At 46.8% G+C, this 12104-nt stretch carries 9 protein-coding genes; 2 read left to right on the forward strand and 7 right to left on the reverse strand.

From position 1 onward, the window contains the following. Positions 1-13: 13 nt before the first annotated feature. Genes AAC033_RS11025 through AAC033_RS11035 form a run of 3 tightly spaced genes read right to left on the reverse strand, consistent with a single transcriptional unit; the run spans position 14 to position 2984 of the window. A complete protein-coding gene (locus AAC033_RS11025; protein ID WP_339738016.1) occupies positions 14-1357 on the reverse strand; it encodes a peptidylprolyl isomerase in 1344 nt (447 codons plus the stop codon). Beyond that, positions 1354-2160 (reverse strand): peptidylprolyl isomerase, encoded by an 807-nt coding sequence (locus AAC033_RS11030; protein ID WP_339738018.1) that lies wholly within the window; start codon positions 2158-2160, stop codon positions 1354-1356. The genes AAC033_RS11025 and AAC033_RS11030 overlap by 4 nt, the downstream gene beginning before the upstream one ends. After that, positions 2160-2984: a peptidylprolyl isomerase gene (locus tag AAC033_RS11035; RefSeq protein WP_339738020.1), complete on the reverse strand. Its 825-nt coding sequence runs from the start codon at positions 2982-2984 to the stop codon at positions 2160-2162. Before AAC033_RS11035 ends, AAC033_RS11030 begins: the two co-directional genes overlap by 1 nt. Positions 2985-3126: 142 nt before the next feature. Here AAC033_RS11035 and AAC033_RS11040 point away from each other — a divergent pair, with 142 nt between their 5' ends. Then, a complete protein-coding gene (locus AAC033_RS11040) occupies positions 3127-3681 on the forward strand; it encodes a GNAT family protein (RefSeq protein WP_339738021.1) in 555 nt (184 codons plus the stop codon). A gap of 182 nt (positions 3682-3863) precedes the next feature. Continuing rightward, positions 3864-4103, forward strand: a complete 240-nt coding sequence (locus AAC033_RS11045; protein ID WP_339738023.1) for an acyl carrier protein — start codon at positions 3864-3866, stop codon at positions 4101-4103. 119 nt (positions 4104-4222) lie between these two features. Here AAC033_RS11045 and AAC033_RS11050 read toward each other — a convergent pair whose 3' ends face one another. The 4 genes from AAC033_RS11050 to AAC033_RS11065 all read right to left on the reverse strand — a co-directional run. After that, a complete protein-coding gene (locus AAC033_RS11050; RefSeq protein WP_339738025.1) occupies positions 4223-6889 on the reverse strand; it encodes a hypothetical protein in 2667 nt (888 codons plus the stop codon). Between the two features lie 11 nt (positions 6890-6900). Then, positions 6901-9402 carry a TIM-barrel domain-containing protein gene (locus AAC033_RS11055; protein ID WP_339738027.1) on the reverse strand — a complete coding sequence of 834 codons (2502 nt, stop codon included), beginning with the start codon at positions 9400-9402 and terminating at the stop codon, positions 6901-6903. 87 nt (positions 9403-9489) lie between these two features. Continuing rightward, positions 9490-11292: a glycoside hydrolase family 66 protein gene (locus tag AAC033_RS11060; RefSeq protein ID WP_339738029.1), complete on the reverse strand. Its 1803-nt coding sequence runs from the start codon at positions 11290-11292 to the stop codon at positions 9490-9492. Between the two features lie 89 nt (positions 11293-11381). Further along, positions 11382-12104: SusF/SusE family outer membrane protein (locus tag AAC033_RS11065; RefSeq protein WP_339738031.1), on the reverse strand; the 723-nt coding region annotated here is incomplete at its 5' end.

A 12104-nucleotide genomic window follows, 5' to 3' on the forward strand; every position in this document is an offset into this window, starting at 1 on the left:
GAAATGCAGGAGACTATTCGAGGATGGTAATTTTTTTCACCCGGATGTCTTTGAGCGGTCGAAAATCCGAATCGGTTTCGACCTTCACAATCCGGTCAGCCACATCCATGCCACTCACCACTTCGCCAAAAATGGTGTAGGTCCCGTCAATGTGTGGCGCGCCGCCTGTAATTTTGTATTCCCTGCGCTGCACTGCCGTAAATTGGTGTCCGGTTTCCTCTTCAATTTCATCCAACTCCCGGTCGGAGTATACCCGCCCGGTTACAATGTAAAACTGCGAACCATCGGATCGACGCTTGCTGTTGCCGCGGTCGGGCTTGCGCGGCGAGCCAATCATGCCCCGTTTGTGGAAGAATTTCGGGACAATATGCGCCGGCAGCGTGTAGCCCGGGCCTTTCCACCCCACCACATCTTCGGGCCCGGCGTAGCGGGTATCGGCCGCACCTGACTGGATCCCGAACCCCTTAATGACCCGGTGGACCAGCAAGCTGTCGTAATAATTTTCGCGCACCAGCCGGATAAAATTATCGCGGTATTGTGGCGTTTCATCAAATAAACGAATCTGAATACTGCCCAGGTCGGTTTCAATGCTAAGTCCCTTGATTTTCCTGTTTGCTTCACTCACCGCCTGGCTGGTTGTGGTACGCAGGTTTTCGAGCTTTTGCGGCTGATCGGATTTTTTAGCCAACAAATCAACAATGTAAGTTGATGGAATAACCATATTTTGGTTTTCATACGATACCACTTCGGCAAAACCCAAACCGATACATTGATGGTTGGAAACAAACACAGGCGTACCATAAAGGGTGGATCGAAACTGATTATCGACACGATAGAGCTTAACTCCTGAAACAGTACTGAAATCAAGCACCTTCCCAGTGTGCAAAGGAAGCGTATTGCTTTGCGGCTTGGTCAGGTAAATACTTTTGGCCGTATTAGGCACAATTCCGGGATACAAGGGAATGGGCTCGCGCTGAATTTCTTCCACCTTTAAAAGCGCCAGGTTGTTGATTCGGTCGACTGCCAGGTAGCCTGAAATGGCATAGGCTTTTTCTTCATCGTATGGGGTGACTCTCGCGGCAGTTGCATTATCCAGCATCGAAAGGCGGCAAACAATTTCCTGCTCACCAACAAAAAAGGCGGTTTCACTTTCGAGGAACCGTCCTTGATCGAAGCTTTCTATTTTAACGATGGATGGAATGAAATTAACAAACGACTGGCTGCTCTCGTCCGGCGCTTGCGCTTTCTTCTCACTTGATTCTGCTTCCGCTTTCTGTTCCTTTTCAGATGAAGCAGAACAACTGACCAGCAGAAAACTGAGAAAAATTGCAACGAATATGGGGATTGGCTGTTTCATTCAATCACATTAACTTCAATGGTAACATCCTTTAAGGGGCGGTTGTTTTCGTCGGTTTTCAGGGCAGCAATCCGGTCAATCACTTCAAAACCCGAAATGCATTGCCCAAAAATGGTGTATTTTCCGTCCAGGTCCGGATAACCGCCAACTGTGGTGTAAGCTTTGCGCTGAGCATCCGAAAATTCGAGCACGTCGCGGTTGAGCTGGTAGCGTGATTCAATATCTTCTTTTACTTGTCTTAAAAGTTTATTGAATTCCTCGGCTTGATTTTCTGCCTTCAGATTTTTCAACTTCTCCTGAACTTCCGGGGTATAAATCTGGCTGGTAATCTTTTTACGAATTGGCCTGTTCACCGCCAGTTCGAGGGTGTCAAGATAGCCTGAAGTTAATACCTGTCCTTTCACAACGAAAAACTGCGAGATATCGGATTGCTTAAAAGGATTCACCTCGTCCGGCTGGCGCGGAGCACATAAGGCACCTTTTTTATGAAAATAATGACTCAAAATTTCGTCGTCAACCGTATGATCAGGATCACCATAACCAATACGTTTTCCAGGAGGGGCATTGCGTGAGGATTTGGAGCCACCCTGAATCAGAAAATTTTCGATGACCCGGTAGAACAAAGTACCGTCGTAGTAGCCCTCATTGGCGAGTTTAACAAAGGCATCGCGGTGTTTGGGCGTATCGTCGTATAACTCAAACCGCATGGCTCCCAAGTTCGTTTTAACTTCAACAATGCGCTGAGCGATAGCAATTCCATTCAAACTCAATAAAAAAATAATAACTAAGCCTATTCGCTTCATCAATCCAAAACTTTCACATTCATTTTAATATCGTTTACCGGACGGTCAAACTCGTCGGTTTCGACCGCGGCAAGCTTGTCTAACACGTCCAATCCCTCAATTACCTCGCCAAAAATGGTGTATTCATTGTCGAGTGAAGGATATCCCCCCACTGTGGTGTAGACTTCGCGACGCTCCGCCGAAAATTCCAACGGTGCCATTTGGCTGATTTTCTGGTCGGCCATTTCCCTGATTTCAGCCACCCGAAGATTTAACTTCTCCTCATCTCCGGCCTGCTGCAATTGACCCAATTCATCTTGTGCCTGATTAAAGAATTGCTGCATTAGCGTTCGCTGCCTTTGCTGATTCATCTTCATCTCCATAGTGTCCAACGCGCCATGGCTAAAGACAGTGCCCTGCACAATGTAAAACTGCGAACCGGAAGAGCGCTTCTCCGGGTTGGAAGGGCCTCCCCTGCGAGCAGCAGCTAATACGCCTTTTTTATGGAACAGCGATGAATCAATCTCAGCCGGAAGCGTATACCCCGGATCACCTCCGCCCAACCGTTTTCCCGGTTCGGCATTTTTCGAATCCGGGTCGCCACCCTGAATCATAAAACCTTCAATCACCCGGTGAAAAAGCAATCCGTCAAAAAAACCTTCGCTAGCCAACTTGATAAAATTGTCGCGGTGAACAGGAGTTTCATCAAAAAGCTTTAAAGTGATGTCTCCAAATTCGGTTTCGATTTTTACGAGGTTCTTGCTTTCATGATTACTCTGCGAGTTAACACACGAAACCTGAAGAAAAAAAATTCCAATAAGAAAGCCCAATACAATCTGTTTCATTTTGATTTGAGTCTAACGGTCTGTTATTTTGCTGCTTGTTCTGTTACACTCGCAAAGATAATCATTAATAGGTGTGTCGCGAAATCTGGATTTAAGTGCCTGAGGAGACACATTTCATAAAAATAAGTATCTTAACGCTCTCATGGAAAGGCTGATTGTAAACCAAAAAATTGAACTGGAGCAGCTACGATTTTCGCATGCTTTTCAGGTATTTCAGGCGATTGATCGCAACCGCGCATTTCTGGAACCCTGGCTCCCGTTTGTTCAGGATACTGAAACACAGGAAGACACTGAAGCATTTATTCAGTCAATTACCTCCAAATCGGGCAAAGAGCGGGATGACGTCTTTGTCATTTGGTATGATAATTGTTTTGCCGGCCTGATTGGGTACAAAGATACCGATCGAATTAACCTGAAAACAGAAATTGGCTATTGGCTGATTGAAAGTATGACGGGAAAAGGTATCGCCCTTCTGTCAACTAGAACACTGATCGATTATGCATTTTCCAATTTAGGCATAAACCGGATCGTGATCCGATGCGGGGTGGGAAACGACAAAAGCTCGGCTATTCCGGAGCGGCTCGGTTTTCAGCTTGAAGGTATTGAGCGTGAGGGAGAAAAACATCAAAAAAAGTTCATTGATCTAAAGGTTTACAGTTGCGTGAAAAAAGACTGGAAAATGGCTCTTAACAGCTGATAATGAGAGCTGACAGCCTTTTCAATAACATTCGGCAGATTTAAGTATAGTCATTTTTCTTATGATGCAAAACCTTTTTAATCTTTGAATCGTTTAATGACTTGTTCGATTTTTTTATATTTGCAGAGTATTTGTATCCTTTAAGCCGGGATACAGAGGAACATGAAACAAAATGAAGCACGATGGAAAACAAGACAATTAGAAGGACTTTGTACAAAGTTTTAAGGAAGACAGGTGTGCCCAGAAAGGAAATAGAACTGGACGCGACCTTTGATGAAGATCTGAATTTTGATCAGGTTGATTGGGCCTTGTTTCTTTATTATCTCGAAGAAGGTTTTAAAATCAATGTCGAGGATGAAGAAATCTCCCGCATGCACCAGGTGAAAGATACCTTGAACCTGATGGAGAGTATGACATATTAGTGGGTATAAATAGTTAACTAAATTGAATAGAAGGCGATCTCGGGGGAGACCGCCTTTTTTTTGAGTTCAACGTTCGCATTTATAGTGTGCTTTGCCCGCAGGTTTTTCATCAACTTCCCCTATTTACTCATCCGTATCATCCGCACAAAGTCTAACATGGCCTTGTTGATTTCACCATCCATATTGGTATTCCAATCCTCAAAGCGGATGTCTAATTGGTTTTTACCTTTTTTTAGATTCACCTGACAGCCGTTTGAATAGCCCCAGTCAGACCATTCATTTTCACCCCGTTGCGGAAATACAAGGACTCCTTCGTAAGCCTGATTCACGTATAAGCTTCGGATGCCGCAATTGTTATCGGTGTTCCAGGGGCCGGTGCCGTTCGAGTAGCGCAGGTCAATCAGGTACTTCCCATCTGAGGGAACGGTTACCGGAATACTGAGATCCGTATTCTTTGTCAAACTGATTTCGATAAACCCGTTTCCTGAGTAATTTGAATAGGGCAGATCTGACTGTGGGGTATAGTCCTCCAGCTCCAACCGCATTTTCTGTTGTTTTTCGGAAAATAAAACCGGTTCACTGGCGAAAGATTCTATGCCTTCAGCATCGATTGCAACGACCGTAAACGCTGCAAAATCGTTCCCTTCAATTGGAAATTCACTGGAAGTTATCGTCTCCAGTATTACTCCATTTTTATAAATCTGATAGCCAGCTGCACCAGGGATCTCATTCCAACTGATTGACCGATCTTTCAATTTCACCTGAGGCGTGGGCGGTGAAAACTTATTCGAAACCAAATTGATCTGACCGGGACCAAAATCAGTATTTTTCATCACGATGTCAATCGAATGCTTTCCGCTTAAATTTGCTGAGAAGAAGGCGTTTTCGAGTAGTTCTCCATCCAACAAAACCGAAGCGACTTCGTTCCCATACCCAGTCACGGAAATATCCAATACGGCATCACGGTAGCGGAAATTTTTGAGCGTTTTCACTCCCCCATAAGCTTTTGGGATAACGGGGTTGAAGCGCATCCCACCCTCTTCGAAGGAAATACCCATAAACACGCGGTGTACCATGGCCAGGTTGCCGGCCATACTCCATAACATGCGATGCGAGTTGATTTCGGTGCCTACATAGTCGCCTGTTTCGGCAACCATGTTTTCGTAATTTGACAGAAACAAAGCACCGGCCCGGTATATGGATGCGAGTCCGTGCAGCAATGCTTCCTCATTTCCAACTTTTGCAGCTGCCAGGTTCCAGTACGACTGCACAAAAGGCCAGATACCATTGTTATGGTACGGCGGGATATCCGGAATGTGGGGGTAGATGCACGTGGTTCCAAAATTGGTTACCGGCGAATTGGCAACGATCGATTCTGCCTGCTGTGCATCTGCCACATCAAACAAAATCGCCAGTGCTTCGCCCAAGGCTTCGAACCGGGGCGACCGGCTCAGGTAGGTTCTTCCATACAAATACTGACCGTAATAACCTTTGTCCTTCATCCACAAAAAACTGTTGATGCCATCTTTGATTTGTTGCGCCCGGCTCAGGTACTGACCGGCTGGCTCACCCAAAATCTTTGCCATTTTAGCCAAGATAATGTGGGCCTGGTAATGCACGACGTTGGTTCCAAGGTTTTCGGAAATATAAATATCCACGTTCGACATCCACCAGGGATAAGTCTGCTCGCGCCAATCCAAAAAAGACGACTCTCCGCGATACAAGCCTGTTTGCTCATCTCTCAGGGTTTTGTAATCATCTTCCAGCGTATTTCGAATCACCTTGAAGGCTGCATGCAACCATTGCCGATCCCCCGTCACTTGATAAATTTCCCAGGCAGCCAAAGCCCAGGTTGTCCGATCGGACGAAACGGGCCAAGCCCCACCCGACCCTGTGTCTTGGATGATCCGGTCGCGTTTTACTTTTTTCAGCAAGCTGATTTTTGCCACTTCCGGCTCATGATAAGCAAAGGCCAGAAGCGTGCTGTAGCTCACGTCTCGGGTCCATACGCCGCCCCACTTGGCACCGGTACGCAGCGTGCTGTCCGGCTCAATATTCAGCTGCGCCTCTTCCAATGACAGATTAAACAGCGCATCGACAATTGGCTGATCCGATTGGTAGGAAGGTTTCATGGAAATGTCTTCAGATAATTCCCATTCTTTTACATCATTTTGCTGTTCATCAAATGGGTTTAAAGTGACTGTCAACTCAAAAATCCCATCTTCATCCGGGTCTTTTAGCGCCAGCCCGTTTTCATCCAGGTTAGAAAAATCCCAGGTCAGTGGTTCCGCGCCGCCCGCAATGTAAACAGCCTTGAAATCGTCTTTTGCGATCCGGCTTCCATCAAAAGCTTCGAAGTAGCCCTTTTCATTGAATTGTTCCAATACATGCCGCAGATCCAACCGAAAAGTGTATTCGTAGTTAACCGGAAGTTTCGTTCCGGAATCACCAGGGTTGGGATCATTATGCTGACCAAATTGAATAAGCGGTGATGCATGCTCCCCTTCTTCAATAATTAACCAATGATCTTCGCCGGACGGTTTTTCATTGTCTTTTTCGTTGATACTGAATTTAAAGGTAATTAGTCTTGAATATTGTTCGCTGGCTGTACTCCGGTAGTTTGAAACGATGTGCTCCGGCGAAAGCACCCGGGCTTCAAAATCGCCTTGTACCACTTTGTCAGGATAAACGGTAAAGGCATTCGATTGGTACAGAACTTCAGCTTGCTGGTTGCAGGCAACCAAGCCAGCAACCAACAATACTGCAAGTCTCTGATATCTCTTCATGGTCTTCTCTTTTAGTTTTCAATTGTGATTTTCTCATTCCTCCTATTATCCGGAATCCGGATCAAGCATGTCCCCGCCCCTTCATCCCAGCTCCATGCTGCTTTTTCAATGTTCTCGGGAAGTATTTCTTCATCCTTTTTTATTTTGAAGGTTTTCAGCTTTTGCTCGCCTAACAAGACCGATGCCGGCTTCTTGTTCATGTGGATCCGATAGACCAGATTTCGTTTTTGTGCTTGAAACCCTGTCGAGGCAACTTCTTTATAGCTGATCTCCATCCCGGAGCGTTTGGTCACACATCGAACATTCCGCATCACAAATACGTCGGACTTATAATTATTGGTCTCGCCGTCATCCTCGTAAATATCGAACGATGCCTTTTTATTGATCCCAGCCGGAAATACTTCAAGGAGCAGTGGATAGGATGGTCTTTCTCCAATAAACTGCATCACCGGCATCTGCGGAATAATGGACCCCTGTCTGACAAACAATGGAATGGTTTCGAGCTCAACAGGATAGTCAATCCACTGCCCTCCTTCATAACGATCTCGTGGCTGATTGAAATCGAACCAAGTTCCCTTGGGCAGATAAACACGTTTGATTGCAGCGCCTTCTTCAACGACTGGGGCCACCAGAAGCTCTTCGCCAAAAAGGAATTGGCTATTCAGATTGAACGTTTCCTCATCATTGGGATACTCCAAGACCAGCGCCCGAGCCAAAGGCCAACCAGTATCATAAGCCTGGCGCGAATAGGAATAAATGTACGGGAAAAGCTGGTATTTCATCTCAATGGTCTTTTTGTTGATCGCCTCGGCCTCAGCGCCAAACAGCCAGGGTTCAACGGCATTGTTACCCTCGTGATGGATCCGGCTCAACGGGTTGAACGCGCCAAACTGCAGCCAGCGAACGTACAACTCGCTCATGGCATCATAATCGTCAATATCGCCGCAATAGCCGCTGATATCGCAGCTCCAGAATGGAATCAGCCCCATGCCCGATGACATCATTAGCGGAATCTGAGCCGCCAGCTGGTCCCAGCCATCGGTAACCTCATTCCCGTTGCCGGCGTCGCCCGACCAGCCAAAAGTGAACCGTTGCATACCTGCAAAAGCGGAGCGGGTCATTTGAAAAACCCGGGTGTTTGGATTGCGTTTGTTGAATTGTTCAGTCACAACTTCATCCCAGGTATGCCCATAAACGTTGTGAATTTCATCATGCATGCCCAGGTGGTGCTGCTGAAACAACCGATCGGTGCTTTCTTCGTTGCTCCAGGCAGGCTCGCCCATATCGGTCCAAAAACCACGCACTCCGGCATCAAGCGCTTTCTGCTGATACGCACCCCACCAGTCGGCCACTTCAGGATTTGTAAAGTCCACCACGCCACAATTTCCGCCCCACGGCCAAGGCATATCGTACGATTTACCAGTACGCACATCGGTGGTAAAATACCCCAACGAATCCGCTTCCTGCCATTGTTTTTTATTGGCCTGCGAAATAACCGGATCCTGAGAAACAATCACCTTAAATCCGTCCGCTTCAAGATCCGCCAGCATATTTTCAGGATCGTCGTACCGCCCATCGCGCCATTCAAAATCCTGCAAATGTTGTGTCCAGCCAATATCCTGGTAGATGATGTCGCAGGGAATCCGCCTTTGACGGTAACCCGCCGCAATCTCACGGCTAAGCATTTCGTTGGTCAGCAGTCCGCGACACTGCGCAAAGCCAAACGCCCAGCTTGGCGGCATGATGGGCCTGCCGGTGAGCTCGGTGTAACGACTGATTTGTTGCTTCAACGTTGGTCCGTAAATGAAGTAATACATCATTTCCCCACCGGGGGCTGAAAAGGAGTAGTACTGGTCTGACTCCACTCCAAAATCGTATTCCGTCTTGTACGTGTTATCGAAGAAAATACCGTAGCCCTCGCCACTCATAAAAAATGGAATGCTCTTGTACAGGGGATCTTCGCTAACCTGGTAGCAGGGCTTGTCGCTGTTCCACATGCTGAATTGGCTACCCGCCCGGTTGATGGAACCATTTTTCTCGCCCAAGCCGTATATCCTCTCACCGGGTTTTAAGGTTTTGTAGCCGGTCATCTTTGCTGAATCGGCTACAAAGCCACGATCCTGGTAATCTTCCATCAGCAGCTTTTGCCATTTATCGAAGATGCGTATTTGGAAAGGTGACTTTTGGATCCGCACAATGAGCTCGCCGGTGTAAATCTCATAACTGGCAGGTTGTTCCGAAAGATTGATCTTTTGACTGCCGTCGCCGGCTTTAATAACGGCAAAGGATTCGTTGTTCCGCTCGAAATCATCCTGATCGTACCAGATTTTCAGGATACCGGAAGTGATCTGTTCCACCTCAACCTGAACATTGTTTTCACAGGTGAAGACGACCTTGTTTCCGTGTGTTTCATAAGAAAAACAACTGCCTGCTTTTTCAAAGTCCTGTGCACTGGCAACCGTTGCGAATAAAAAAATAGTGAGTAAATATTGAAAACGAAACAGTGGTTTCATGATAGTTTAAAGTTAAAAATTAAGGCAAAAAGTACCGGAAAGACAAAAAAATGCCTTCCTGAATTAAAATTTCCGGGATGAAATCAGCTACTCATATTCAACGACGACCATGCTCCAGTATTTGAGTTCGGGCAAGGTAAATGCGACTTGGTTCCCGCTTTGATCAAAGTTTAGCGAACGCGATGCTCCTCCAATCATATCCGGCGAAGCAGTCCAGATCTTTTTCACCGTTCCAGCGCTGGTCAGGCTTATCTGTGCATCTTTCACCAAGGCTGGAACTGCCTGAATTCCCTGGTTGTCTCGCCAGTTGGATGTTTTCGAATCTTTGAAGTTGATGAAATGAACCACTTGCTTGTCGTCGACTTTCCGGCATACCGTCGCGATGCTCCCCTGACTTGCAGGCCAGTTGGCCAACGGCAGTTTCCCATCCATAGAACTCACTGAAACCACGTTAAATGAGCCACCGTTGCGTAGCAGGTTTTGGTAGGCTACCATAAAGTCGTAGTAGGCAGGGAGTGCTTTTTGCAGATCCGACTTCATAGCCAGGTTCGAATTTGGAAAATACTCCTTCCCCAGCATGTGCTCTCCCAATTCGAGGTGGGCGCCACCGAAAGCAAAAATAACGGCATTGGTCATCAACACCGCCGGAGTATTAAAATAGCCTTGATTGTCGGCCAACTCATAATTCATGTAAGCCGCCAGTACGGTGTTTTTGGAGTTGTTGCTGTAGGCATTATTCACCAGTATAATGTTCGCCAAATCGTTATAACTATCATTTGGCGACCAAACTTCGGTATACAGGAAGTCGGACGATGATTGGGCGATCCCTTGCTGTCCGTATTGATTAACAGCGTTCAGCACAATTTCCTTATCCGGATTGGCTGTTCTCATGGCTTCGATAAAAGGCTGGTAAGTCTGAGCCAAATTCAGCGAGTTGCCGTCGTAGGTGTAGCGATTTCCGCGATCACCCAACTGGTCCATATGGAAACCATCAAAATTCAGGTGCTCATAAACTTTCTGATTCTCATTGGCCAGGTACTGCTGCCATTCACTGTTCGACGGATCGAGCAAAAAGATGTTGCTCAGAAACGGAGGTGTTGGAAGCGGATGAAAATCGCGGTTGGTTTGTGTATTGTCGGTATATACATACCACTCTTTTTTTGTGCCGTCGGCTTCAGCGTTTTTCCATGCCCCGTAAATCAGGTTGTAGTGCATGGCTTTCATGTTCCGGCTATGCGCCGCGGCAATGTATTTTTCAACAGTGCTGAAATAAATATCGCGGTTGATGATGTCCTTCCAGCTGGCTGCTGGTGCACCATCGATAACCGGCAATGGCTGGTGATGTTTGTTGTGCCAGTCGTAAAACTGGAGTCCGTTGATATGATAGCGGTTCAGGCTGGCAATCACATCCTCAATCTCCGCGTTGCTTAGCTGATGAAATTTAGACAGGAAGCCGTATCGTGGAAATTTGGTCCAGTCGGAAGACACATCTACGCCAATCGTGGCATAAATGGTTTCCGTGTCATTGGTTTTCTCGTAAACTTCAGCGATATAGCCGCGGAAATCGGTTGACGGAGTTTGCCACTTCCAGGTAGCGCCAGAAACAGCAGCTTCTTCAATCACTGAATCCAGGTGTTTGTATCTTACCCTGGCCCCTGAGGGCAGGGAGGAGTTGTCCATGGCGAAAGTCACTTCATCTCCGGGATTGTATGCTGCCATATCGGTTTCAATGGACAAACTCAGAAAGCCGGGGGTGACCGGATTAGCCGGAATTTCCGGATCCGGATCCGGAACAATGCCGTCATCTGATTGACCACAACCGATAAACACACCGGTTAATATCAAACTTAAAAATAGTGTCTTCAACTGCTTCATCTGCCTTTTCCTCATCGATCTGTTATATTTTTTTGAAAGCTGCGGTTGCCCCGGTATGCAAACACTGATGCTATGCGCTATAGAGGCAACCGTAGCTTTTCAAACTATTGTTTTGTTATCGTCATCTCTTCCGTATCCAGGTTAATGGTTATGACGTAGGTTCCGGCATCGCCGTCCTGTAGCTTCCACTTATTGTCAGGTCCATCACAGCCCTTGGTAACAATAAAACTGGAATTAGTAAGGGACTGATTGGGACTGGCAGGGTTAATCCAGTCACCATCGCACCAGTCGCCTTTGAATTTGGCGATTTTAAATTCTCCGGTTGGGTTATCCGCACCCAGTTCACCGGTAAAGGTATACACACCGTCAGCGAATGCCAAGGGTTCCGGATTGTTGATATTCCACCCGTTAGGTCCCCCATCACCAACCAAATATAGGTTAACCGGCACAATTTTGATGGTGCTGTTGAACAGGTTCACCGTAATCTTGTAACGTCCCGCTGTTTCTGCAGTTACCCGCCACTTATTATCTGGTCCGTCGCATCCGGTGGTAACAATAAAATCAGTCGCTGTCAATACTTGATCAGCCTGAGATGGATTGAGCCAGTCACCATCGCACCAGTCGCCGGCAAAGGTTGAGATTTTAAAGTCACCTGGTGACAAATGAGCTTCATACGTAAAAATGAACGGATCATCCGGGTTTTTGGTGAAGGCTTCGGGGTCTCCAATATTCCAACCACTTGGCGAGGCGTCGCCCACAATGTACAGGTTGGAATAAGCGGCACCCTCCAGTTTGTCAATTTGAATAGTCAGGTCAAGAAGATTGAC

It is taken from the genome of uncultured Sunxiuqinia sp. (genome assembly GCF_963974515.1).
In the GTDB taxonomy this organism is placed as follows: domain Bacteria; phylum Bacteroidota; class Bacteroidia; order Bacteroidales; family Prolixibacteraceae; genus Sunxiuqinia.

Coding starts and splice junctions, on each gene's coding strand:
- AAC033_RS11025 (WP_339738016.1), bottom strand. CDS start 1,357: ATGAAACAGCCAATCCCCATATTCGTTGCAATTTTTCTCAGTTTTCTG.
- AAC033_RS11045 (WP_339738023.1), top strand. CDS start 3,864: ATGGAAAACAAGACAATTAGAAGGACTTTGTACAAAGTTTTAAGGAAG.
- AAC033_RS11035 (WP_339738020.1), bottom strand. CDS start 2,984: ATGAAACAGATTGTATTGGGCTTTCTTATTGGAATTTTTTTTCTTCAG.
- AAC033_RS11050 (WP_339738025.1), bottom strand. CDS start 6,889: ATGAAGAGATATCAGAGACTTGCAGTATTGTTGGTTGCTGGCTTGGTT.
- AAC033_RS11060 (WP_339738029.1), bottom strand. CDS start 11,292: ATGAGGAAAAGGCAGATGAAGCAGTTGAAGACACTATTTTTAAGTTTG.
- AAC033_RS11040 (WP_339738021.1), top strand. CDS start 3,127: ATGGAAAGGCTGATTGTAAACCAAAAAATTGAACTGGAGCAGCTACGA.
- AAC033_RS11030 (WP_339738018.1), bottom strand. CDS start 2,160: ATGAAGCGAATAGGCTTAGTTATTATTTTTTTATTGAGTTTGAATGGA.
- AAC033_RS11055 (WP_339738027.1), bottom strand. CDS start 9,402: ATGAAACCACTGTTTCGTTTTCAATATTTACTCACTATTTTTTTATTC.